A 23,606-nucleotide genomic window follows, 5' to 3' on the forward strand; every position below is an offset into this window, starting at 1 on the left:
ATGGCGACCGGGGCCGAGGAGGGTGCCGCCGGGAAAGGCGTTTCCTCCGCCACGATGACCGGAGCGGCGGCTTCCGAGTCACCCGGCGGCGCAGGCACCGGCTCGGTGGGCAGCGTCGCGGCGTCCAGCGTGGCATCCGGCATGTCGGCCCGCTCGGCGGAGGGTGGCGTGGCGGCAACGGCCTCGGCGGCTTCCCCCGTATCAGCCGGTGCGGGGGGCATCACCTCGGCGCTGTTCTGCGGCGGGGGTGGCTGCGCCGGCATGGTGGCCTGATCAGGTGGAACAACGGGGCTCTCGATGTCCGGCGCGGCAGCGATGTCTTCGGGTCTTTCGGCGGGCGGGGATGATGCGGCCACGGCTTCGGGGGCGGCGGGAACATCGGCCGGCAGCGCCGTTTCCGCCGGGTCGGCGGCCGCCGCATCGGGCGGCGTCAGGGCTTGCTGGTCAGGCTGGGGTGCGTCAAGGGGCGCCGGGCTGGCTGCCTGGATTTCGGCCGCTGGCGGCCCGGGCTGGCCAATCGGCAGATCAAAGGCCACGTCTTGCGCCACAGGCAGGGCAGCGGCGGCCACCAGCATCCCCTGCACCGGGGGAGCGTCAATGGGCGGCAGGGCCTCCATGCTGTCGGGCGGGGAGGCGGGCGCCGCCGCGAAGGCATCGGGGGAAATCAGCGCAAGGGGCTCGGCGGCGATCTCCCGGGGGCGAAGCGGCTCCAGAGCCGCGGCATCGGCGAGGGAGATTGGCTGCGGAGGGTCATCCGATGCAAGCACCGGCACAAGCGGAAGGCGGAGCGCATCCATCAGGCTGGCCGCGGCGGCGTTCCCGTGCTCCGCCAGGGGATCGTCCGTGACCATGGCCGCGCTGCCCGCGATCCCTCCGGCTGCCGCCCCGGATGGCTCCTCGGCCGGGGCGAAGGCGTCCGGCAAGCCCGCGAGCTGACCATGCTGCGGCGGCAGCTCCGTGCCGGTTCCGCTTTCTTCCGGGAGGGCGATATGCGCTTCCAGCACCGCCAGCTCCAGGTCAAGCTGGTCGGCGGCGGCGAGCAGCCGGGCGATCTCGGCTTGCAGGGCGGTGATTTCCTGCCCTTCCGTCGGCGTGGGCTGTTCCTGCGCGAACAGCGGGGTGGCCGGCATCGCCACGGGCAACAGCGGAGCCGCGGGATGCGGGGCCGGCCTTGGAACGGCGGGCGGCGGAAAAGCCGCCCTGTCCTGGATGCCGGAAGCCGGGTGGAGCAGAAGCGCGAGATAGACCGCCCCCGCGCTTCCCAGGCCGATCAGGGCCCCTGACCCAAGAAGCAGAAACAGCCATCGGGGGGGACGCCGCTCATCGGAGGCCGATTGTGCTTCGCTGCCATACCCGGCCGCGTCAGCCATGCCGGGTCGGGGATGTTGCGGCATGTGGGAAAAGGAGGCCATGTCAGCCATCGTCCGTTTTGTCTGATGCCGGCGTCACTCAGGGGCCTGAAGGCTGCGCCGTCGGGCGTTCTTCCCTGTGCCTGGCATGCGGAATGGAAAGCCTTGGCTGAAACAGGCGCGACCCGCAGCGATGCTGCCCGCGCTTTTCATGGGCATGGGCAGGAAGCCGCCGGCAGAGGGAAGTGATGGCGGCATGTCGGCTCTCCTTTCTGCCTGGGTGAGACCCGAAAACACCCAGTGGAACAGAACAGCGAAGTCTGGTCCGAGTTCAGCTGCGATCTTCCCTGCTACAATGAAGGCCGGAATTACTTGGACAATGACGATGTTTTTTGTGCGAAAACCAATCAGAAGTATCACGCTATGGCGCGGCCCTAGAATCCACAACCTTTTTCGATCTGAAAACGATCGGCTGGGCATCACGGATTTTGGAGCGGTCCGGCCGTGCCGCGGGACGGCGGAGCGCCCCCGGAGGCCGTCATGTCCTTGCGCCGGCGACCCGGCGGAACAGGCACGCCGGGTCGCCGGTGCGGATCGGCGGGCGCTGTTCCGCGCCCGTCAGCCCTGCCGCGCCGCGATGGCGCGTGCCCGCGCCAGCAGCGCCTCGGCGCGGCGAACGATCGGGATGTCGATCATCTTGCCGTCCAGCGCGAAGGAGCCGCGCCCCTGCGCCGCGGCCTCGCGGTCCATGGCGACAATGCGCTCGGCCTTGGCCACGGCTTCCGGGGAAGGGCTGAAGCCGGCATTCAGGGCCGGCACCTGGGAAGGATGGATGGCGGAGGCGCCGACAAAGCCGAAGCTCGCGGAGCGGCGCACCACCTCCGTGTAGGCGGCGATGTCGGAATAATCGGCCACCGTGCTGATGGTCCCGAGCGGCATCAGCCCGGCGGCGGTCGCCGCCTGGAGGATCTGCTGCTTGGGCATCAGCAACACGTCCGGCGTCGGCTCGCCGCCGATCGCGGTGGCGTAATCCTCGGCGCCGAGGGAAAGCCCCACCAGGCGCGGCGTTGCGCGGGCGATGGCGTGCGCCTGCGCCAGGGGGCCGGGGGCCTCGATCAGCGCCACGAAGCGGATGCCGCCCTCGGGCAGGCCGCGCTTCTGTTCCAGCCGCGACACCAGCTCATCCAGCAGGCGGAGGTGATCCGGCCCTTCCGCCTTGGTCACCATGATGGCGGCGACGCCGGGCAGCACCGAGGCCTCCAGGTCGCGCACCGCATCCTCCAGCGGCTGGTTGATGCGCACCAGGATGTCGGAGCGCGCCTCGCGCCGCAGTCGCTCGACCGCGGCCTCGACCTTGCGCCGCGCATCGGCCTTGTCGCCCGGCGCGATGCTGTCCTCCAGGTCGAGCTGGATGGCGTCGGCGCCGCGCTCGCCGGCCTTGGCCAGGAAGCGCTCGACATTGACCGGCACAAAGAGGCCGGATCGCCAGACCGGGTGCGGGGCAGGGCTCATGGAGTGGCCTCCTGGGGCATGGAAACAAGGCCGGAATCCAGGGCGGCCTCGATCTCGGTGGTGGAGAAGCCGTGTTCGGCGAGGATGTCCCGGCTGTGCTGGCCGAGGCGCGGCGCCGGGCTGCGGATGGCGCCGGGGGTGCCGGAAAAGCGGGAGGAAACGGCATGCATGGGGAACTGGCCCATGTCCTCGTCCGGGTATTCGGCCAGCAGCGCGCGGGCCCGCACATGCGGGTCGGCCATGAAGCGGACGATGTCGTAGACAGGGCCGATGGTGACCTCGGCCGCCTCGAAGAAGGCGACGTTCTCCTCCAGGCTCCGCTCGGCGATGAAGGCGCCGATGATGGCGTCCAGCTCCTCCCCATGCGCCACGCGCTGCTCGTTGGTGCGGAAGCGCGGGTCATCGACAAGGTCGCCCCGGCCGATGGAGCGCAGCACCCGCTCCGCCATGCGCTGGGTGGAGGCGGACAGGCAGACCCAGCCGCCATCGCTGGTGCGGTACACGTTGCGGGGCGCGGAACCGGTGGAGCGGCTGCCGGTGCGCGGCTTGGTGCGGCCGGTGAGGCGATAATTCGCCGCCTGCGGACCGAGCGCGGTGAACAGCGGGTCCAGCAGCGGCAGGTCGATCACCTGGCCCTTGCCGCCATTGATCTCGACCTCCCGCAGGGCGGCCATGGCGGCGAAGGCGCCGGTCAGGCCGGCAATGGTGTCGGCCAGGTACATCGGCGGCAGCACCGGCTCGCGGTCGGCGAAGCCGTTCATCTCGGCGAAGCCGGCGAAGCCCTCGACCAGCGTGCCGAAGCCGGGGCGGCGGCTATAGGGGCCATCCTGCCCCCAGCCGGAAATGCGCACGATGATGAGGCGCGGCTCGATGCGCAGCAATTCCTCGGGCCCTAGGCCCATCGCCTCCAGCGTGCCGGGGCGGAAGCTTTCCACCAGCATCGCGGCGCCCGGCACGAGGCGGCGGATCAGCGGGATCGCATCCTTGTGCCGGAAATCGAGGGACAGGCTGCGCTTGCCGCGGCCATGCACCTTCCAGGCAGTTTCCACGCCCTTCACGCGCCAGCCGCGCAGGGTGTCGCCGTCACGCGGCTCCACCTTGTCCACCGTGGCGCCGAAATCCGCGAGGTGCTGGGTCAGGGTGTTGCCGGCGACCAGCCGCGAAAGGTCGAGCACGCGGAGGCCATCGAGAGGGCCACGCATGCCGGGGGTGTAGCCGGCGCGGGGCAGGCCGTTATCGGGGGAATCAAGCGGCGACATCGGCGCCTCCTCGGAACAGGATGCCGCCCGCCTCGGGCAGCCAGAGATGAAGCTCCTCGCCCCCGGGGGGCTGGCGCGTTTCCAGGCGCAGCGGCGCGCCGGCGAGATCGAGCCCCACCTGCCAGAGGCCGCCGACATAGGCGCGGCTGGTGATCCGCGTCTTCAGCACGGCGCCGCCATCGGTGGCGCCATCGGCGATGCGCATCTGCTCCGGCCGGTAGGCCAGGGTGACGCGGCTGCCGGCGGTGGCGGCGCGGTCGGCCTGGACTTCCATCCGCTGGCCATCGGCCAGTTCCAGCAGGGCGCGGCCCCCTTCGGGAGCGCTGGTGACGACGCGGGCGGGCAGGAAGTTGGTGGTGCCGATGAAGTCGGCGACGAAAGGGTCCGCCGGCCGCTCATAGATGTCCTGCGGCGCGCCGATCTGCGCGATGCGGCCGCCATTCATCACCACGATGCGGTCGGACAGCGCGAGCGCCTCGATCTGGTCATGCGTCACATAGATGGTGGTGAGGCGGAGCCGCGTGCGCAATTCGCCAAGCCAGGCGCGGGCCCGGTCGCGCAGCTTGGCGTCGAGGTTGGACAGCGGCTCGTCGAGCAGAAGGATGGCGGGCTGGTACACCAGCGTGCGGGCCAGCGCCACGCGCTGCTGCTGCCCGCCGGACAGCTCGTGCGGGTAGCGGCCCGCATAGCGTTCCATCTCCACCAGGGCCAGCACCTCCTCGATGCGGCGGCGGCGCTCGGCGGCGGGCACCTTGCGGAGCGAAAGCGGGAAGGCGACGTTGTCGGCGACCGTCATGTGCGGCCAGAGCGCGTAGCTCTGGAACACCAGCCCGCAGCTGCGCGCTTCGGGCGGGCGGTAGATGCCGCGGGCGGCATCGAAATACACCGTGCCGCCCACCTGGATGCGCCCGCCATCGGCGCGGTCCAGCCCGGCGACGGCGGCGAGGGTGGTGGATTTCCCGCAGCCGGATGGGCCGAGCAGCGTGACGAACTCGCCATCCGCGACATGGAGGTTGACGTCCTCGACGGCGGTGACGCCACCGAAGCGCTTGGTCAGGCCCTCGATCACCAGGTCAGCCATGCAGTTTCACCCCGAAGAGGCCGCGCACCGCGGCGACGCAGACGGCGATGACCGCCACCTGAATGGCGGCCAGGGCCGCGACCAGGCCGACCTCGCCCTGCACCCAGAGTTGCAGCAGCGCCGTGCCGATGACCTCGCTGCCCGGCGCGAACAGGAAGATCGCCGTGGAATATTCCTTGAAGAAGGAAATGAAGAGCACGGTGAAGCAGCCGACCAGCGCCGGGCGCATCAGCGGCAGGACGATGCGGCGGCTGGTGGTCCACCAATCCGCCCCCTGCACGCGGGCGGCGCGGTCCAGGTCCGGGCTGACCTGCAGCAGCATGGGCGCAACGGCGCCGATGCCGGTGGGGATGAAGCGCATGGTGAAGGCGATCACCAGGATCCAGATGGAGTTGCGCAGCACCCCGAGCCCCGGCAGCAGCGCGAAGGCATAGAAGAAGCCGACGCCGGCCACCACGCCCGGCACCGCGCGCGGAAACAGCGCGAGATAGTGCAGCGCGTTGCGGAACCGGAATTCCGAGCGGTGGACGATCACGGCGATCAGGCCGATCAGCGCGGTGGCCAGCGCGCCGCCAACCAGGCTGACCACGAAGGAGTTCCACACCGCGCGCGAATAAACCGGGTAATCAAAGATGGTGACGAAATTGGAGACCGTCAGCACCTCCGATAGCGGGATCATCGGCGACAGGAAGCTGGTGAAGGCGCGCAGCACCAGCATGCCGATCGGCGCGATGACGGCGGCCAGGATGTAGAGCAGCGCGAGCGCGAAGATCGGCCAGCGCAGCATGCCGAGACGGAAGGGGCGCGGGCGCGTTGCCTTGCCGCCCAGCGTGATGAAGCGCCGCGTGTTGCCGAGCATGCGGTTCTGCAGCCAGACCAGGAAGCAGACCACCGCCAGCATCAGCGCCGCGGCGGTGGCGACCAGGCCGTGATCGGGGCGCGGGGAGGAAATCCCGTTGTTGAACAGGAAGGTGGTCAGCACCGTGATGCCCGCGGGATCGCCGAAGATCAGCGGCACCGAAAGCAGTTCCAGCCCGATGGTGAAGTTCAGTACGGCGCTGTAGGCGATGGCGGGCATCATCAGCGGCAGGGTGATGCGCCACAATGTGCGTCCCGTGCCGGCACCCGAGACACGCGCCGCTTCCTCCAGCGAGGGATCGGTCAGGGTGGCGGAGGACAGGCAGTAGATATAGGCGAGCGGCGCCTGGGAAACGCCGGCGATCGCCGCCATGCCGCCCAACGAGTACAGGTTCCACGGCGCGTCCCCCAGCACCGATGGCCAGAGCAGCGTCAGATAGCCGGACGGCCCGTACACGGCGTACCAGCCGAAGGACAGCACCAATGCCGAAAGGTAGAGCGGCCAAAGGAAAAGCTCGCCCAGCGTCCGCGCGAAGGGCATGTCGGTGCGGCCGAACAGGATCGCCGCGATTGTGCCGAGGCCCTGCGCGACGATGGTGGTGAGCCCGGCCAGGATGACGGTGTTGAGCAGCACCTGGCCGAAGCCCGATGTGCGGGCAAGCCGGGCGAAATTGGCCAGGGTGAGGGTGTATTCATCATCGTAGAGCGCGCCATCCAGCAGGGATTGCAGCAGCACCGGCAGCAGGGGCGCGGCGACCAGCACCAGCACCAGAAGCGCCGCCCCGTACTGGATCGGCACCTCGCGCGGAAAGGCGGGTGGCGGCGCGGGTGCGGCCTCCACCTGCCGCAGGGCGGCATCCATGGGGTCAGCTCACCCCGTAGGTGCGCTTCCACCGTTCGATGAAGGGCTCGTACTGGTCGAGCATCTCGCGCTTGTAGTCGATGAAGGCGATGTTCTTTTCGCCGCCGATCGCCTGCACGATGGAGCTGTAGGTGTGGCGGATGCCCTCGCCCGGCTGCACCGCCGGATGCGCAGGGGTTAGCCCGCCCCGGCCGAACGCGGTCTGGCCCTCGGGGGAGGCGATGTAGTCCAGCATCAGCTTGGCCGCGTTGACGTTCCGGGCACCCTTCGGGATCGCCATGCCGCGCAGGATGACAAGCTGCCCGTCGCTGATGAAATTCCAGCCGAGCACGCGGGCGCGCGCCGGGTCGTTGAGGCGCGGCCAGAAGGTGATGGCGGAGACGAACCAGCCGGCGGCGTATTCGCCGGAGGTGACCTTTTCCGTCATCGGCCCGCCGGAGCGTTCCCAGCGCGGCTGCACGGGGGCCAGCTTGCTGAACCATTCCCAGGCCTGGTCGCCATGCTTCTGCACGAAGCCGAAATTGGCCGAATAGCCGAAGCCGCCATTATGCGCGCCGTAGCTGGTCAGCTTGTTCCGCCAGCGGCCCTGGTTTTCCTGCGCGAGCTGGACAAATTGCGCGAAGCTCTTGGGCTGCTGCGCCTCCGGCACCAGCATCTTGTTGAAGATAAAGACCAGCGGATCGGCCGAGATGGTGTAGACGCCGGGCCAGGGCTTGGCCCAGCCGGGCCAGGACGCCGCCTCGGGCGATTCATACGGCATTACCTCGTCGCGTTGCTGGAACTCGATCCAGCCGGAAGGGTCGGCGGTGGCGAGCAGGTCGGCGGTGCGGCTGTTGGTGCCGCGCTCGGCGAGGTAGCGCTCGAACACCTCGCGCGAATTCGGCAGGTCCAGCGTCTCGATGCGGATCTTGGGGTAGCGGCGGCTGAAGCCTTCCAGGACCGGGCGCCAGTTCTCGGCCGACATGATCGAGTAGATGAGAAGGTTGCCCTCCTTCTCCGCCCCCGCGACGACCTCCTGGTAGCCTTGCGGGTAATGCGCGGGCGCGCCCTGCGCGCCTCCGCCCTGGGCCAGAGCCCGATCCGCCAGGATCAGGCCAGGGAGAGCCAGTGCGGTGCGGCGACCGATCCGGATCATGCTGCGTTTCCTTCCCCGATGGGGCGGCCCGTTGATCCGGGCTCGACCCCAGCGCACATTGGCGCAATTATTGGCGCCAATAGGCTAGGACGGAGCTTTTCCTGCCGCAACACCTCTTTTCCAGGGAGCCGTGACCGCGGCATGACCCGCTCACCCCGCCCCCGGCGTCATCTTGCCGCGGAGATCGCCGCAGCCATCCGCAGCGGGGCCTACCGGTCCGGCGAATGGCTGCGGCAGGTCGATCTGGAGGAGCGCTTCGCCGCCACGCGCTTCGACATCCGCGCCGCGCTGGCCGAGCTGGCCCTGCGGCAGGCCGTGGAGCATGTGCCCAATCGCGGCTTCCGCATCGCCGTGCCGGATCGCCGGCGCGTGCGGGACATGCTGGCCGTGCGCGCGCTGCTGGAAGCGGAGGCTGCCGTCAGCGCCCTGCCACATCTCGACGACGCCGCGCTGCGCCTGCTGGAAGCCAAGGCCGATGCCTTTGACCGCGCCGCCGCCGAGGGCAGCATGGCGAGCCAGAGTGCCACCAATCTGGAGTTCCACGATACGCTCTACGGCTTCGCGCCGAACCAGGCCCTGGTGGAGGTGGCGAAGGAGGTGCGGGACCGCGCGCGGCTCTGGCCGCTGGTGCTCTGGCCCTCGCTTCGGGCGGTGCGGCGCAGCGCGGAAGGGCACCGGGTGATCCTGGCCGCGCTCCGCGCCGGCGATGCGGCGGCGGTGGCGGCCAGTGTGCGGGCGCATATCCTGGGCTCTGCCGCCAATGACCCGGCCTGCAGCGCCGAGGAGGCGGAGCGGTGAGCCGCCGGCCGCGTGGCCGGCGGCGCGTCAGGGCTTGTCCGTCTTGCCGCCGGCGTCCACCCAGTCCTTGAAGGCGCCAAGATTGCGGACATCTGTGTAGCCAAGGTCCTGCAGCGTCTTGCCGCTCAGGGCCGACCGCCCGCCGGAGGCGCAGTACAGGAGCACGGGCCTGGCGCGGTCAAAGGCGGGATCGTGATAAGGAGAGTCCGGATCGGCACGAAATTCCAGCATGCCGCGTGGCACGTGAACCGCGCCCGCCACCTTGCCGGAGCTTTGGATCTCCGCCGTGTCGCGCACGTCGATCACCAGCGCCTCGCCATTCTCGATGAGGCGGGTGGCTTCCTGCGGGGTGATCCGGGGCACCGCGGCATTCGCCGCCGCGAGCATGTCCTTGACCGATGTCGGCATGGCCGTCCTCCTGTTTTGCCGGACCTTACCGCCGCTTCGCGGGATGTCGCCAGGGAAATGGCGAGGGGAATGGCGGCCTGGACGGGGGGCGCCGATGCAGGCAGACCGTCCCCGCAGCTGCGGATTGCAAACCGTCAGGCGCCACTCTACACGATGCATCAATGAGCTGCCGAGCGTTCCTCCTGCGAAGCCCGGCCGAACCATGCCATCCTGGGTATCGCGGCGCGAACATGTTCTGCCTGCGCATCGGGGCTCGTGGTGAGCCAGGCGGCTCTTGACCCGTGGCCAGCCTGCAAAACCTTCACCGCATCCTGGCCGGGCGCTGCGCCATTATACTGGCGATGACAGGGCAGCAGGATCATGATCCGTCGCGCGTCCGGTCGGAATCGCCCGGCTCGCTGGCAGGGATGCACTGGCGCTCGCTTCCCGAAGTTGTCCTGATCCAGATCGGAGCACCGTATGAACAATAACGTGGATGCTCTGGACAAGGCGCGGACCGGTGTCGTGGGCCTCGATGACATCCTGGCCGGAGGACTGGCCCCGGGCCACCTGTTCCTGCTGGAAGGCAATCCCGGCACCGGCAAGACCACCATCGCGCTCAGCTTCCTGCTCGAAGGCGCGCGTCAGGGGGAAAAGGGCCTCTACATCACCCTTTCCGAAACCGACCGGGAATTGCGGAACGGCGCGCGGTCGCATGGCTGGGACATCCCGGCGAGCGTCGAGGTGTTCGAGCTGGTGCCGCCCGAAAGCCTGCTGGATGCCGCGCAGCAGCAGAGCCTGCTGTATTCGTCGGATCTGGAGCTGGGGGAAACCACGCGCCAGATCTTTGAAGTCTTTGAGCGCATCCAGCCGGCCCGCATCGTCCTCGACAGCCTGTCCGAGATCCGGCTTCTGGCGCAAAGCTCGCTGCGCTACCGGCGGCAGATCCTGGCCCTGAAGCATTACTTCGCGCGCTCCGGAGCCACGGTGCTGCTGCTGGACGACCTGACCTCCGACACCCTCGACAAAACCGTCCACAGCGTTGTCCATGGCGTGATCAGGCTGGAGGAGCGGGCGCCGGAATACGGCGCCGAGCGGCGGCGCCTGCGGATCCTGAAATATCGCGGGCAGGCATTCCGCGGCGGCTTCCACGACTTCACCATCAAGGCTGGCGGCGTCCAGGTGTTTCCGCGCCTGGTCGCGGCCGAGCATCGCTCCCGCTTCGGGCGCCGCGTCACGGCCAGCGGCCTCGCCGCGCTCGACACGCTGCTGGGAGGGGGGGTCGAGGAAGGTTCCAGCACACTGATCCTGGGCCCCGCAGGCACCGGCAAGAGCCTTTTCACGCTGCAATTCGTCGCCGCCGCGATCCGGCGCGGCGAGAAGGCGGCGATCTTTGTCTTTGACGAGGAACTGGGCCTTCTGTTCAGCCGGACCCGCGCCATGGGCTTCGACCTGGAAGGAATGCGCGACAGCGGGGCGTTGCATATCGAGCAGGTGGACGCCGCCGAACTCTCGCCGGGCGAGTTCGCCCACCGGGTGCGGGAGCGGGTCGGCGCGGCGCAGGCCAAGACGGTGGTGATCGACAGCCTCAACGGCTACCAGGCCGCCATGCCGGATGAGAACGCGCTGACCCTGCACATCCACGAGTTGCTGCAATACCTGAACCGGCGAGGCGCCACGACGTTCCTGACCGTTGCCCAGCACGGCCTGGTGGGCGACATGCAGTCCCCGGTGGACATCACCTATCTGGCGGACACCGTGATCCTGCTCCGCTACTTCGAGGCGTTGGGCCAGGTGCGGCGTGCCATTTCCATCATCAAGAAGCGCACCGGCACGCATGAGAAAACGATCCGCGAATATCGCATAGACAGGAACGGGCTGAGCCTGGGCGAGCCGCTCCATGATTTCCAGGGCGTGCTGAGGGGCGTACCGACCTTTGTTGGCAATGCAACGCCTCTGCTGAGCACGCCTCCGGCCAGGTGATGCCCTTCCGCGCGCTGCCGCCACCCTTTGCGCTGGTCCACACGCCGCTCGGCCGCGACGCGGCGATCGCCGAGGCGCTGCTGCGCGAGGCCGGCGCCGCGTCCCGCATCTGCCCCGATCTGGCGGCGCTGGAGGCCGGGCTGAACGACGATGCCGGCTTCGCCGTGGTGACCGAGGAAGCGTTGAGAAACGCGGACCTGCGCGGCATCGCTGCCTGGATCGCCGCGCAGCCGGCCTGGTCCGACTTCCCCTTCCTTGTGCTGACTCAGCGCGGCGAGGGAGCGACGCAGAACCCGGCAACCGCGCAGCTTTCCGCGATCCTGGGCAACGTGTCCTTTCTGGAGCGGCCCTTCCAGCCCGCGACCTTTGTCAGCATCGCCCGATCCACGCTCAAGGGACGGCAGCGCCAGTTCGAGGCGCGGGCGCGGATCGAGGAATTGCGCGAAAGCGAGGGCCGCCTGCAAACCGCCTTGCTGGCGGGCCGGCTGGGTTCCTGGGAGTTCGATGTCGAGGCCGGGGTCCTGACAGCCTCTGCGACCTGCAAGGCCGTTTTTGGCCGCGGCCCGGATGCTCCCTTCACCTATGACGACCTGATGGCGGGCATTCATCCGCAGGACCGGCACAGGATGCAGGAAGCTGTCCAGGCGAGCATCGCCAACGGCACCGATTACGCGATCGAGTACCGCACGATCTGGCCGGATGGCAGCAACCACTGGGCGGAGATCCGTGCCCGCGTCGTACGGGACAGGCAGGGCCGCCGGCCGCGCCTGGTGGGTGTGTCCTCCGACATCACGGACCGCAAAACGGCCGAGGATCGCCTGCGCCAGTTGAACGAGACGCTGGAGGAGCGCGTCTCCCTGCGCACCGCCGAGCTGAAGCAGGCGCATGACGCCGTGCTGGCGGAGGCGCGCCAGCGCGAATGGGCGGAAGACCAGCTCCGCCAGTCGCAGAAGATGGAGGCGGTGGGCCAGCTCACGGGTGGCCTGGCGCATGACTTCAACAACCTGCTCGCCGGGATCTCCGGCAGCCTGGAATTGCTGCAGATCCGGGTGTCGCAGGGCCGGACGGCGGATCTGGACCGGTTCATCACCTCGGCGCAGGAGGCGACCGCGCGCGCGGCATCGCTGACGCATCGGCTGTTGGCTTTTTCCCGCAGGCAGACCCTCGACCCGGTGCCCACCGCTGTGGACAGGCTGGCCGCGGGCATGAGCGAGCTGATCACGCGCACGGTCGGTCCCTCGGTCACGATGCGGATCGCCAGCGCGCCGGATCTCTGGATCACGCGGGTCGACCGGAACCAGCTGGAAAACGCGCTGCTGAACCTGTGCATCAATGCGCGCGACGCCATGCCCGATGGCGGAAGCATCCTGATCGAGGCCGGGAATGCCGCTCTGGATGAAAAGGCGGCGCCGGGACATGACATGCCGCCGGGCGAGTATGTGTCGATCAGCGTCACCGACACCGGGACCGGCATGCCGCCCGATGTCATCGAGCGCGTGTTCGATCCCTTCTTCACGACCAAGCCGCTTGGCCAGGGAACCGGGCTCGGGCTTTCCATGGTTTATGGCTTTGTGCGGCAATCCGGCGGGCAGGTGAGGATCGATTCAGCGGTCGGCCACGGAACGACGGTCCGCCTTTACCTGCCGCGCCATCGCGCGGAACTGCCGCCGCCGGAGCCGGAAAGCAACGCGGCCGCCGCGCCCCGGGCGGCGCCGGGCGAGGCCGTCCTCGTGGTCGATGACGAGCCCACGGTCCGCATGCTGGTCACCGAGGTGCTGCGGGAACTCGGATATGGCGCGATCGAGGCGGTGAACGGAACCTCCGGGCTGGACATCCTGCGCTCATCGGCCCGGATCGATCTTCTGGTGAGCGATGTGGGCCTGCCAGGCGGCATGAATGGCCGGCAGCTCGCGGATGCCGGCCGCGCCCTCCGGCCGGAGCTGAAGGTGCTGCTCATCACCGGCTATGCCGAAAGTGCCGTGCTGGGCGAGCGGCATCTCGCGCCCGGCATGGCGGTTCTCACCAAGCCTTTCTCGCTGGAAGCCTTGGGGCGGCGGATCAAGGCCCTGATCGCCGGCTGATCCCGCCGGCATGCCCTTCGCCACGGGTCGCCAGGGAAGAAGGCCCGGCATCCGGGGCGGCGCGGCTTTCTGGTTTCGTCCGCGGTTCCGACCTAACATCGGCTTGACCATTGCTGCGCCTCGCGCGGCAGCAAGGGAGGAAGCCGGCTGCCATCAGGCCGCGTCATCAAGGAAGAGCGCAACCATGCTGATCGATCATCGCACCTACACCTGCCGTCCCGGTACCATCCGCAAGCACCTGGCGCTTTACGAGGAGCATGGCTGGGCCGTGCAGCGGAAGCATCTGGGCGAGCCTGTCGCGTATCTCGTGACCGAAACGGGCGACGTGAACACCTATGTGCATATCTGGGCTTACGAGGATGCCGCCGACCGCGCCCGCAAGCGCGCGGCGCTTCAGGCCGATCCGGGCTGGCAGAACTATCTGGCCCTGAGCGCCGAGGCGGGCTTCCTGTTGTCGCAGCACAACAGCCTGATGCAGCCCGTGGGCTTCGCGCCCCCGCCGCGCCGCTGAGGCCAGAAATCACTTCTCCGGGAAGCGCCGGCCGCGGGAGGCCGGATCGGTCCTGCGGGCCCCGCAGGACCGATGAGGCCGGCGCCCACCGGTAAGCGCTGGGGGAGTGGTCATCCCGCCGCTGTGCGGGCTGCCGGTTCAGGATGTCCGTGCCGCGTCTTCCGGAGCTTCCGCGATGAACAAAGGGCCGCTGCCCATGCCGCTTCCGAAAAGCCTGCGCGGGGAGAAGATGGCACTTGAAAAATCAAAGGAGTGAAGATGGTGCCCAGAGCCGGAATCGAACCAGCGACACTGCGATTTTCAGTCGCATGCTCTACCAACTGAGCTATCTGGGCCCAAGCTGCGGCGCCGCTTTCGAGACACCGTGGTGAGGTGCCGCGAAATACCCGACCTCGGCGGGGCTGTCCAGACACCAAATCAATGCCCGGTCGATTGTTTCGCTCAGGCCTGTCCTGGCCTCAGTCCTGCTTGTCTTCTTCCGGCTCGGCGGGCGTGCCGGGTATGGCATAGCTTCCGCTGAGCCAGCGGCCGAGATCCACCTGCTTGCACCGCTGCGAGCAGAAAGGGCGAAAAGGCGATGCGGCGGATTTGCCGCAAACGGGGCAGCGGGCGGCCTTGGCCTCAGGCTTGTTCGGCATGGATATGTTCCTCCCCCAGGGGACGAAGCGGCTCGGGGCGCAGCTCCAGTGGCCCTGCCTCGGCCGCGAAGACCGCCAATGTATCGCCGGCCTGACGCAGGGCGGCCAGCACGGAAGGCGCGGCGGACAGGACCAGCCTGGCTCCCGGGCGCCGCCGCGCCGCCACAAGCCCTTGCCGCAGCGCCGCGAGGCCATGGCTGAGCGGTGACAGGGGCAGCCCCAGCACTTCGTGCAGCGGCCGGCGCACGCGGCGGCGCTGCACCTCCAGCAGGCCGAGGCCGGTGATCCCCACCAGCCGCGCCAGCGGGTCCTGCCGCAATTCGGCTGTGAAGCCCGGCATCAGTTCCCGCCGCCGGGCCGCCGGCATGCCGGCCATGTCGATCAGGATGGCCCCGGCGAGGTGGCGTAGCCGGATCTGCCGCGCGGCTTCAGCCAGGGCGCGTGCGTTCAGGTCGCGATGCGCCGTGGCATCGCGGCCCCCGGCGAGGCCGCCGGCATCGATGTCGATCGCCAGCAGCGCGGAGGTTGGATGCAGGGTGAGCCGCCCGCCCCCCGGCAGCGGAACCTCGGAGCCGGTGAGCTGGGTGAATTCGTCCTCCACCGGCTCGTCAAAGGCCGGCGTGGCGATCAGCTCCACCCGTTCGCGCCCCAGCCTGGCGCGCAGCCTGGCCGCAGTGGCCGGATGATCGACGCGCAGGGTCAGGGCAGGGTGCGCCTCGGCCAGGAGCAGCGGCGCGTCGGGGCCGGGCGCCAGCAGGCGGGGCGGCCCTGCCAGCGGCTCCGTGCCTGGATGCAGCGCAAGGCGGGGGCCCTTGCCCCCCTGCGCGGCGCGGCTGACGGTCACCCGCAGCCATTCGCCCTCGCCGCGGCCCTTGGCGCCGGCGGAATCCGGCAGGAAGCCCGTGACGCCGCCGGCCAGCGCCACAAAGGCGCCCGCCATGGCCGGAGCGCGCGCGGAAACACGGCCGACATGCACGTCGCCCAGCCCTTCCATGTCGAAAGGCCGCTCAACAAAGGCGGCCTCCAGCCGGCCGTCCCGCCAAAGGGCGGTGCGCTGCTCCCCGGGCGAAACCGAAACCAGGATCAGGGGCGCAGCCATCCGACGCCCCGCAGCAATTGCGCGGTTTCGTGCAGCGGCAGGCCCACCACGTTGGAATGGCTGCCGGACAGGAAGCGCACAAAGGCCTCGGCCGATTCCTGGATGGTGTAGCCGCCCGCCTTGCCGCGCCATTCGCCAGAAGCGATGTAGGCCTCGACCTGCTGCGGCGTCAGCCGCTGGAAGGTGACAATGCTTTCCACCACGCGGGTGAGCAGCCGCCCATCCGGCAGGCCAAGCGCGACCCCGGTATAGACCCGGTGGCGGCGGCCGGAGATCAGCGCCAGGCAGTCGCGGGCCTGCGCCTCGGTTTCCGCCTTGGGCAGGATGCGGCGGCCGACGCCCACCACTGTGTCGGCGGCCAGAACCAGCGCATGCGGCTCCAGCGCCATCACGGCGCGAGCCTTGGCCTGGGACAGGCGGCCGGCCAGCGGACGGGGAAGTTCCTGCCGCAGCGGCGATTCGTCGATCTCGGGGGGCAGCACGCGCGCCGGCGCCACGCCGATGCGGCGCAGCAATTCGAGGCGCCGGGGACTGCCGCTGGCCAGGATCAGGGGAGGGCGCACCGCGGCCGGAGCCTCGGCGCGGGCCGAGGAGGGCACCAGGGGGGCCATCTGGCCCGCCTCGGACATTACTTGAACCGGAAAGTGATGCGGCCCTTGGTCAGGTCGTATGGCGTCATCTCGACATTCACGCGGTCCCCGGCCAGCACGCGGATGCGATTCTTGCGCATCTTGCCGCTGGTATGGGCCAGGACCATGTGCTCGTTGTCGAGCTTCACGCGGAACATGGCGTTGGGCAGAAGTTCAACGACCTGGCCGCTGAACTCAATCATATCTTCTTTCGACATCAGGCCTCTTTCGGCGGTGCTGCTGCGGGAACGGGCGGGCGGCGCGGACCATGATGGCCCACGCTCCCCCGGTCAAGGATGACAAGGGGCATGTCGCCCAGCCCTGTCGCATCCGCAACAGAAATGGCGGCTGCGCGCGCAATCTTCAACGGGGGCGGTTAACCGGCGCCCTGGCCGAGGCGCAGGGCAATGGAGCGGGCATGGGCGGACAGGCCCTCCGCCTCGGCCAGGGCCACGGCGGCGGGGCCGATGGCGTCCAGCCCGCGCCGCTCGGCGCTGATCCAGGTGGTGCGCTTCAGGAAGTCGAACACCGACAGGCCGGAAGCGAAGCGGGCGGTGCGGCCGGTGGGCAGCACATGGTTGGGCCCGGCCACGTAGTCGCCCAGCGCCTCGGGGCAGTTGGCGCCGAGGAAGGCGGCGCCGGCATGGCGGATGCGGGCGAACAGGGCCTGCGGCTCGGCCACCATGACCTCCAGGTGCTCGGGCGCCAGGCGGTCCACCAGGGCGGCGCCTTCCTCCCAGTCGCGCACCACGATGATGGCGCCATGCTTCTCCCAGGAGGCGCCGGCGATGGCGGAGCGGGGCAGGGTCGTGAGATGCTCGGCCACCGCATGCTCGACGGCATGGGCCATCTGCGCGCTGGTGGTGATCAGGATGGCCTGGGCGCTTTCATCGTGCTCGGCCTGGGCCAGCAGGTCGATGGCGATCAGCGACGGGTTCTGCGACGCGTCGGCCAGCACCACCACCTCGGAAGGCCCGGCGATGGAATCGATGCCGACGCGGCCGAAGACCTGGCGCTTGGCCTCCGCGACATAGGCGTTGCCGGGGCCGGCGATGCGGTCCACCGGGGCGATGCTTTCGGTGCCCCAGGCCAGGGCGGCGATGGCCTGGGCGCCGCCGATGCGCCAGATCTCGGTCACGCCGGCCCGGTGCGCGGCGGCCAGCACCAGGTCGTTCAGCACGCCATCGGGCGTCGGCACCGCCATCGCGATGCGCTGCACCCCGGCGACGGCGGCCGGCACCGCGTTCATCAGCACCGAGGACGGGTAGGCGGCCTTGCCGCCCGGCACATAGATGCCGACCGCATCCACCGCGCCCCAGCGCATGCCGAGCGTCAGGCCCAGCGTGTCGTCCAGCTCCACGTCGTTCGGCAGCTGGGCGGCGTGGAAGCGCTCGATGCGGGTGGCGGCGAGGTCCAGCGCGTCCAGCAATTCGGGCGCGCAGCGGGCGCGGGCCGCGTCGATCTCGGCGGCGGAAACCCGCAGCCCCGCGGCGCCTTCCGGCTGCCAGCGATCGAAGCGGGCCGTAAGGTCGAGCAACGCCGCGTCGCGGCCCTTGCGGACCTCCGCAATGATGGAGGCCACCGCCGCATCCACCTGCGCGGTGGTTTCCCGCGCCTGGTCGAGCAGAGCGCGGAACTCGGCCTCGAAGCCGGACTGGGTGGTGGACAGGCGGATCATGGCGCGGGTTCCAGGGTGGGGCGGACGGCCTGCATCAGGCGCTGGCCAGGGCGGCGCGGAAGCGGGACAGCCATTCGCCGATCGCCTCCGGCCTTGTCTTCAGCGCTGTGCGGTTGACGATCAAGCGGGAGGTGACCTGGGCGATCACGTCGGTTTCCACCAGCCCGTTGGCCTTCAGGGTGGAGCCGGTCTGCACCAGGTCGACGATCAGCCGCGACAGGCCAAGGGAGGGGGCCAGCTCCATGGCGCCGTTGAGATGGACCACCTCGGCCTGGATGCCCTTGGCGGCGAAATGCCGGCGGGCGATGTTGGGATACTTGCTGGCCACCGCGACGCGCGATTGCCGCGCCATGCCCTGGGCGCCGGCGCCGCCCACCGGCTCGGCCACCGAAACGCGGCAGGCGCCGATGCCGAGGTCGAGCGGGGCATAGATCTCGGGGTAGTCGAACTCCATCAGCACGTCGGCTCCGCAGATGCCGATCTGCGCCGCGCCGAAGGCCACAAAGGTCGCGACGTCGAAGGAACGGACCCGGATCACGTCGAGATCGGGGTCGTTGGTCTCAAAGCGCAGGCGGCGGGAGGTTTCGTCATGGAAATCGGCGGCCGGCCGGATGCCGGCGCGCGCCAGCAGCGGCGACACCTCCTTGAGGATGCGCCCCTTGGGCAGCGCCAGGACGAGCTGGGCGCCCTCGGCGCCGCTGGCTGTGGTCTTGTGGTTGATGGGCTGGTCCATGGGCGGTTCTATCACTGCCTTGGCATGCCGTGCCAGATCAGCCGGCGATGCGCTCGATGTCGGCGCCGGCGGCTGCCAGCTTCTGTTCCACCCGCTCATAGCCGCGGTCGAGGTGGTAAACGCGGTTCACCACCGTCTCGCCCTCGGCGGCCAGGCCGGCGATGATCAGCGAAACGGAGGCGCGCAGATCCGTCGCCATGACCGGGGCGCCGGACAGCTTGCCGACGCCACGCACAATGGCGGAGGAACCGTGCGCGTTGATCCGCGCACCCATGCGCGTCAGCTCCGGGACGTGCATGAAGCGGTTCTCGAAGATCGTTTCCGTGATCATCGAGGCGCCTTCGGCCACCGCCATCAGCGCCATGAACTGGGCCTGCATGTCGGTGGCGAAGCCGGGGAAGGGCTCCGTCATCACATCGACGCCGTGCAGGCCGTTCAGGCGGCGGGCGCGCACGCCATCGGCTTCCTCCAGCAGTTCCACCCCGGCTTCGCGCAGGGAGCGGGTGCAGGCGCCGAACAGGTCGAGCCGCATCCCTTCGAGCAGCAGCTCGCCGCCGGTGATGGCGCCGGCGCAGGCGAAGGTGCCGGCCTCGATGCGATCGGGCAGGATGGGGTGGGCGGTGCCATGCAGGCTGTCCACCCCCTCGATCACCAGCCGGTCGGTGCCGATGCCCTCGATGCGCGCGCCCATCGAGAGCAGGCAATGGGCGAGATCGCTGATCTCCGGCTCGCGGGCCGCGTTGACCAGCTCGGTGGTGCCTTCCGCCAGGGTGGCGGCCATCAGCAGGTTCTCGGTGGCGCCCGCGGCAACCTGGGTGAACAGGATGCGGGCACCCTTGAGGCGGCCGCCATCGGGCACGCGGGCATTGATGTAGCCGGCGTCCAGCTCGATCACCGCACCCATCTGCTCCAGCCCCTTCAGGTGGAGATCGACGGGGCGGGTGCCGATGGCGCAGCCGCCGGGCAGAGAAACGCGGGCCTGGCCGTAGCGCGCCAGCAGCGGCCCCAGCACCAGCACCGAGGCGCGCATCTTGCGCACCAGGTCATAGGGCGCCTCGAAATCGGTGGCGGCGCCATCGAGGGAGATGCGGCGGGAGGCGGTGTCATGCTCCACCCGCAGGCCGTGCTGCGCCAGCAATCCCCCCATGGTGGCGATGTCGGACAGCGCCGGCGCGTTGGTCAGCACCACCGCCTCATGCGTCAGCAGGCCGGTGGCCATCAGCGGCAGCGCCGCGTTCTTGGCGCCGCCAATGGCGATGCGGCCCTCAAGGCGGCGGCCGCCGCGAATGCGGATGCGGTCCATGCGGGGGATTTTCCCTTACAGCTTCGGCAGCGAGACGCCGCGCTGGCCCATATACTTGCCGCGGCGGTCCGCATAGGAGACCTCGGGCTCGCCCGCGCCCTGCAGGAACAGGAACTGGCAGATGCCCTCATTGGCGTAGATGCGGGCGGGCAGCGGGGTGGTGTTGGAAATCTCGATGGTGACCTGGCCTTCCCATTCCGGCTCCAGCGGGGTCACGTTCACGATCAGGCCGCAGCGGGCATAGGTGGACTTGCCGAGGCAGATCACCAGCACGTCGCGCGGGATGCGGAAATATTCCACCGTGTGGGCGAGCGCGAAGGAATTGGGCGGAATGATGCAGGTGTCGCCCTTGCGGGTGACGAAGCTGTCCTCGGCGAACTTCTTGGGGTCCACCAATGCGTTGTCCACATTGGTGAAGACCTTGAACTCATCCGCCACGCGGGCGTCATAGCCATAGGAGGACAGGCCGAAGGAGATCACCCCCTCGCGGCGCTGGCTTTCAACGAAGGGTTCGATCATGCCGTTCTCCGTCGCCATGCGGCGGATCCAGCTGTCGGGCATGATGGGCATGGGCCAGGTTCCGTGCGGCGGCGGGACGGGAAGGTCGGCCGGGATACCGCAGGGTGGCGCCAGGGGCAACCATCCAGGCAATAACCGCCAGGGCTGCCCGGCGCCGCGTGTCAGTCCCGCGGCCGGGGCGGTGGAGGCGGGGCCTCGCCCTCGGCCCGGGCGCGGCTTTGCGCCTTGCGGCGGCGCAGATTCTCGCGCAGCGCGGCGGCGCGGCGGGCTTCGCGTTCGGCCTGGGCCATGGCGGCAGGGGTCTTGGGTGGTTCGGGAGGCTGGGCCATCGGGCGACGGGACCGGAAGAATGGTGCTGCTGGACAGGATTGAACTGTCGACCTCTCCCTTACCAAGGGAGTGCTCTACCACTGAGCTACAGCAGCGGGCGCCGTGAAAGCGAGGCGGTTCCTAGGCGGAAGCGGCCGGCCGCGCAAGAGCCGATCTGCGATTGGAAGCGATTTCGGCCGCTTATCGCGGCGAAACCTGCTTGGCGGTTCCTATCTGCCCCAGGGAGGGGCTGCCCGGAGGGCCGGCGCCCGTCCGATGGTTCCACCCGGTCCGGCCCACGGCCCGGGTGGCTTCAATAGACGATGAAGCCCTTGATGGCATCCATCATCGCCTCCGGCTCGTCGGCGCGGATGGAATGGCTGCTGTTGCGGAAGACGCGGAGGTCGGAGCCGGGGATCAGGCGGTGGATCTCCTCGGAAAACTCGGGGGCGCAGATCCAGTCATGCGCGCCGGCCAGGACCAGCGTGCGCGCGGTGATGTTCCGCAATTCCGGCCTCAGGTCGAAGGAACGCAGGAAGCCACCGGGGCGGAAGGCGCGGTTCAGGGCCTCCGGCTCATGCAGGGCGCGGGCGCGGCCGTCGCGGCTCTTGGCCTCATCGAAGGTGGTGGAGTAAAGCGGCCCCATCACGGCGTAATAGTGCTTCAGCTTCTCCACCGTATCCAGCGCGCCATCCCACAGCATCTGGCAGACGCGCTGTTGTTCCGGCGTGCCGCGCTCCGCCACGATCTGCTGCGCGCGGGCCACGAAGCCGGAATGCGCGGCGGTGACAACGCAGACAAGGTGCGACACGGCCTCGGGGTAGCGCGCCGCATGCGCCATCGCCACCATGCCGCCATAGGAGGTGCCGATGGACACCACCGGCCCAAGGCCAAGATGCCGGCGCAGCGCCTCCAGGTCCTCGACATTCTCGTCCAGCGTGTAGCGTGCCGGATCGCCCCTGGCCGAGCGGCCCTGGCCACGATGATCGACATAGACGAGCTGCATGCGCTCCGCGAGGGGCGAGAAGCCGGGCTTGAAGCCGCTGTGGTCGCCCCCCGGCCCGCCATGCAGGATCATGGCAACGGGGCGCTCGCGCATGCGCGGGCCATCCGGCACCAGTCCCATGCCCTCGATGTCGAAGAAGATCTCGGTGCCGCGAAGGCGCGCAAGCATCGGGCTGCCCCTCAGGTCACCGGCAGGCGAGCCTTCAGCTCGTCCACCAGCACGCGGGTGTTCTCGGAATAATCCACCGGCACGGTGACGAGGTGGACGCCGCCCTCGGTGAAGGCCTGCTCCAGCGTCGGCACGAAATCGCCGATCGCCGACACTCGCCAGCCCTTGGCGCCGTAGCTCTCGGCGTAGCGCACGAAATCCGGGTTGCCGAAGGTCATGCCGAAATCGGCGAACCGGTCCACGGCCTGCTTCCAGCGGATCATGCCATAGGCGCCATCCTCCAGGATCAGCACCACCAGGTTCAGCTTCAGGCGGATGGCGGTTTCCATTTCCTGGCTGTTCATCATGAAGCCGCCATCGCCGCACACGGCCAGCACGCGCCGCCCGGGATGCAGCATCGCCGCCATCATCGCCGAGGGCAGGCCGGCGCCCATGGTGGCCAGCGCATTGTCCAGCAGCAGCGTGTTCGCCTGCGTCGTGCGGTAGTTGCGGGCGAACCAGATCTTGTACATGCCGTTGTCGAGCGCGACGATGCCATCGGCCGGGATCACCTGCCGGACGTCATGCACGATGCGCTGCGGCGTGAAGCGTTCCTCGGTCGCGCGGTCGGCGATGCGGGCCAGGATGCCCTCCCGCAGCGGCAGCAAGGCCCCGGCATTGGGAATGCGTCCCTCGATGCGGTCGGCCAGCAGGCGAAGCGAGGGGCCGATATCGCCCACCACCTCGGCCTGCGGGAAGTAGACCTGCTCCACTGTCGCCGGCTGGTAGCCGACATAGATTACCTGCGGCCCGCCGGGGCCCATGATGAAGGGCGGCTTCTCGATGGTGTCGTGGCCGATGGTGATGATCAGGTCGGCGCGCTCGATCGCCTCATGGACATAGTCGCGCTCGGACAAGGCGGCCGTGCCCATGTAGAGCGCCGTGCCGCCCGGCACCGTGCCCTTGCCCATCTGCGTGGTGAAATAGGGGATGCCGCTGCGCAGCACGAACTGCGCGAGATCGGCGGTGGAGCGCGGGCGGGAGGCGGCGGCGCCCAGCATCACCAACGGCCGCTGGGCGGCCAGGATCATCGCCGCGGCACGGTCCAGCGCCTCGGCCCCGGCCAGCGGCAGGTCGGCCGGGTGCGGCGGGATCATCGGCAGCGCGCCGCATTCCTCCGCGGCGATGTCCTCGGGCAGTTCCAGATGCACCGGGCCGGGCCGCTCCTCGGCGGCGATGCGGAAGGCCTCCCGCACCAGGGTCGGGATCATCTGCGGCGAGACGATCTGCCGCGACAGCTTGGTCAGCGGCTTCATCGAGGCCACCACGTCCACCACCTGGAACCGCGCCTGGCGGGAGGACAGGATGCCCTTCTGCCCGGTGATCATCACCATCGGCATGGCGCCCAGATGCGCATAGGCGGCGCCAGTGGACAGGTTCAGCGCGCCCGGCCCCAGCGTGGAGATGCAGACGCCGGGCCGGCCGGTCAACCGGCCATAGGTCGCGGCCATGAAGGCGGCAGCCTGCTCATGCCGGGTCAGTACCAGCTCGATCGGGGAATGGCGAAGCGATTCCAGCACGTCGAGGTTTTCCTCGCCGGGCACGCCGAAGATGCGGTCCACACCTTCATTGGCCAGCGCCGCCACCAGCAGGTCTGATCCTTTGGCCATGGAAAGCTTCCTTCGGGTTGCGGGAACGATGTTAGGGCAGCCATCCGAGGAGGCAACCC

22 protein-coding genes and 2 tRNA genes are annotated in these 23,606 nt (G+C 69.4%); 4 read left to right on the plus strand and 20 right to left on the minus strand.

Annotation, left to right across the window (positions count from 1 at the left end; translation table 11 throughout):
- The 6 genes from F0Q34_RS18335 to F0Q34_RS18360 all read right to left on the minus strand — a co-directional run.
- Positions 1–1,142 (minus strand): hypothetical protein (locus F0Q34_RS18335; RefSeq protein WP_206668087.1); only part of this gene is annotated, 1,142 nt, incomplete at its 3' end.
- An 825-nt stretch (positions 1,143–1,967) separates the two neighbouring features.
- Entirely contained in the window at positions 1,968–2,861 is an 894-nt protein-coding gene (locus F0Q34_RS18340) for an HpcH/HpaI aldolase/citrate lyase family protein (RefSeq protein WP_149813710.1), read from the minus strand.
- Entirely contained in the window at positions 2,858–4,120 is a 1,263-nt protein-coding gene (locus F0Q34_RS18345; protein WP_241665576.1) for a CaiB/BaiF CoA transferase family protein, read from the minus strand. The genes F0Q34_RS18340 and F0Q34_RS18345 overlap by 4 nt, the downstream gene beginning before the upstream one ends.
- Complete coding sequence (locus F0Q34_RS18350) at positions 4,107–5,201, minus strand: ABC transporter ATP-binding protein (RefSeq protein ID WP_149813711.1); 1,095 nt, start codon at positions 5,199–5,201, stop codon at positions 4,107–4,109. Before F0Q34_RS18350 ends, F0Q34_RS18345 begins: the two co-directional genes overlap by 14 nt.
- A complete protein-coding gene (locus F0Q34_RS18355; RefSeq protein WP_149813712.1) occupies positions 5,194–6,921 on the minus strand; it encodes an ABC transporter permease in 1,728 nt (575 codons plus the stop codon). The genes F0Q34_RS18350 and F0Q34_RS18355 overlap by 8 nt, the downstream gene beginning before the upstream one ends.
- A gap of 4 nt (positions 6,922–6,925) precedes the next feature.
- The gene (locus F0Q34_RS18360; protein WP_149813713.1) at positions 6,926–8,056 is read right to left on the minus strand and encodes an ABC transporter substrate-binding protein; all 1,131 of its coding nucleotides are present in this window, start codon (positions 8,054–8,056) and stop codon (positions 6,926–6,928) included.
- A 141-nt stretch (positions 8,057–8,197) separates the two neighbouring features.
- On the opposite strand from F0Q34_RS18360, the gene F0Q34_RS18365 reads away from it, so the two are divergent.
- Positions 8,198–8,854, plus strand: coding sequence for a GntR family transcriptional regulator (locus tag F0Q34_RS18365; RefSeq protein WP_161600940.1), 657 nt, complete (start codon positions 8,198–8,200; stop codon positions 8,852–8,854).
- Between the two features lie 27 nt (positions 8,855–8,881).
- Here the strand turns inward: F0Q34_RS18365 and F0Q34_RS18370 are convergent, their stop codons facing one another.
- A complete protein-coding gene (locus F0Q34_RS18370) occupies positions 8,882–9,262 on the minus strand; it encodes a rhodanese-like domain-containing protein (protein ID WP_149813715.1) in 381 nt (126 codons plus the stop codon).
- Between the two features lie 459 nt (positions 9,263–9,721).
- Here F0Q34_RS18370 and F0Q34_RS18375 point away from each other — a divergent pair, with 459 nt between their 5' ends.
- The 3 genes from F0Q34_RS18375 (at position 9,722) to F0Q34_RS18385 (ending at position 13,816) form a co-directional block, all read left to right on the plus strand.
- The gene (locus F0Q34_RS18375; protein ID WP_149813716.1) at positions 9,722–11,224 is read left to right on the plus strand and encodes an ATPase domain-containing protein; all 1,503 of its coding nucleotides are present in this window, start codon (positions 9,722–9,724) and stop codon (positions 11,222–11,224) included.
- On the plus strand, positions 11,224–13,305 hold the full coding sequence (locus F0Q34_RS18380) for a hybrid sensor histidine kinase/response regulator (protein ID WP_149813717.1): 2,082 nt from the start codon (positions 11,224–11,226) through the stop codon (positions 13,303–13,305). The genes F0Q34_RS18375 and F0Q34_RS18380 overlap by 1 nt, the downstream gene beginning before the upstream one ends.
- A gap of 184 nt (positions 13,306–13,489) precedes the next feature.
- Positions 13,490–13,816, plus strand: coding sequence for an NIPSNAP family protein (locus tag F0Q34_RS18385; protein ID WP_149813718.1), 327 nt, complete (start codon positions 13,490–13,492; stop codon positions 13,814–13,816).
- A gap of 259 nt (positions 13,817–14,075) precedes the next feature.
- Here the strand turns inward: F0Q34_RS18385 and F0Q34_RS18390 are convergent.
- The 13 genes from F0Q34_RS18390 to F0Q34_RS18445 form a co-directional block, all read right to left on the minus strand.
- Positions 14,076–14,151 (minus strand) — tRNA-Phe (locus tag F0Q34_RS18390).
- Between the two features lie 123 nt (positions 14,152–14,274).
- Positions 14,275–14,454, minus strand: a complete 180-nt coding sequence (yacG, locus tag F0Q34_RS18395; RefSeq protein WP_149813719.1) for a DNA gyrase inhibitor YacG — start codon at positions 14,452–14,454, stop codon at positions 14,275–14,277.
- Positions 14,438–15,553 (minus strand): ribonuclease E/G, encoded by a 1,116-nt coding sequence (locus F0Q34_RS18400; protein ID WP_149813720.1) that lies wholly within the window; start codon positions 15,551–15,553, stop codon positions 14,438–14,440. The genes yacG and F0Q34_RS18400 overlap by 17 nt, the downstream gene beginning before the upstream one ends.
- Positions 15,538–16,164, minus strand: coding sequence for a Maf family protein (locus F0Q34_RS18405; RefSeq protein WP_206668088.1), 627 nt, complete (start codon positions 16,162–16,164; stop codon positions 15,538–15,540). The genes F0Q34_RS18400 and F0Q34_RS18405 overlap by 16 nt, the downstream gene beginning before the upstream one ends.
- A 17-nt stretch (positions 16,165–16,181) precedes the next feature.
- Positions 16,182–16,400 (minus strand): translation initiation factor IF-1, encoded by a 219-nt coding sequence (gene infA, locus F0Q34_RS18410; protein ID WP_007003972.1) that lies wholly within the window; start codon positions 16,398–16,400, stop codon positions 16,182–16,184.
- Positions 16,401–16,558: 158 nt separating this feature from the next.
- Entirely contained in the window at positions 16,559–17,860 is a 1,302-nt protein-coding gene (gene hisD / locus F0Q34_RS18415) for a histidinol dehydrogenase (RefSeq protein WP_149813722.1), read from the minus strand.
- A 34-nt stretch (positions 17,861–17,894) separates the two neighbouring features.
- Positions 17,895–18,593 (minus strand): ATP phosphoribosyltransferase, encoded by a 699-nt coding sequence (gene hisG / locus F0Q34_RS18420; RefSeq protein ID WP_149813723.1) that lies wholly within the window; start codon positions 18,591–18,593, stop codon positions 17,895–17,897.
- A 37-nt stretch (positions 18,594–18,630) separates the two neighbouring features.
- Positions 18,631–19,896, minus strand: coding sequence for a UDP-N-acetylglucosamine 1-carboxyvinyltransferase (gene murA / locus F0Q34_RS18425; protein ID WP_149813724.1), 1,266 nt, complete (start codon positions 19,894–19,896; stop codon positions 18,631–18,633).
- Positions 19,897–19,911: 15 nt separating this feature from the next.
- Positions 19,912–20,466: a dCTP deaminase gene (dcd, locus tag F0Q34_RS18430; RefSeq protein ID WP_149813725.1), complete on the minus strand. Its 555-nt coding sequence runs from the start codon at positions 20,464–20,466 to the stop codon at positions 19,912–19,914.
- A gap of 110 nt (positions 20,467–20,576) precedes the next feature.
- On the minus strand, positions 20,577–20,705 hold the full coding sequence (locus tag F0Q34_RS22535; protein WP_277755304.1) for a hypothetical protein: 129 nt from the start codon (positions 20,703–20,705) through the stop codon (positions 20,577–20,579).
- 60 nt (positions 20,706–20,765) lie between these two features.
- A tRNA-Thr gene (locus F0Q34_RS18435) sits at positions 20,766–20,840 on the minus strand.
- A 197-nt stretch (positions 20,841–21,037) separates the two neighbouring features.
- Positions 21,038–21,898 (minus strand): alpha/beta fold hydrolase, encoded by an 861-nt coding sequence (locus F0Q34_RS18440; protein ID WP_149813726.1) that lies wholly within the window; start codon positions 21,896–21,898, stop codon positions 21,038–21,040.
- 11 nt (positions 21,899–21,909) lie between these two features.
- Positions 21,910–23,547 carry an acetolactate synthase large subunit gene (locus F0Q34_RS18445; protein ID WP_149813727.1) on the minus strand — a complete coding sequence of 546 codons (1,638 nt, stop codon included), beginning with the start codon at positions 23,545–23,547 and terminating at the stop codon, positions 21,910–21,912.
- Between the last annotated feature and the right edge of the window lie 59 nt (positions 23,548–23,606).

It is taken from the genome of Teichococcus oryzae (assembly GCF_008386565.1).
GTDB classification, from domain to species: Bacteria; Pseudomonadota; Alphaproteobacteria; order Acetobacterales; family Acetobacteraceae; genus Pseudoroseomonas; species Pseudoroseomonas oryzae.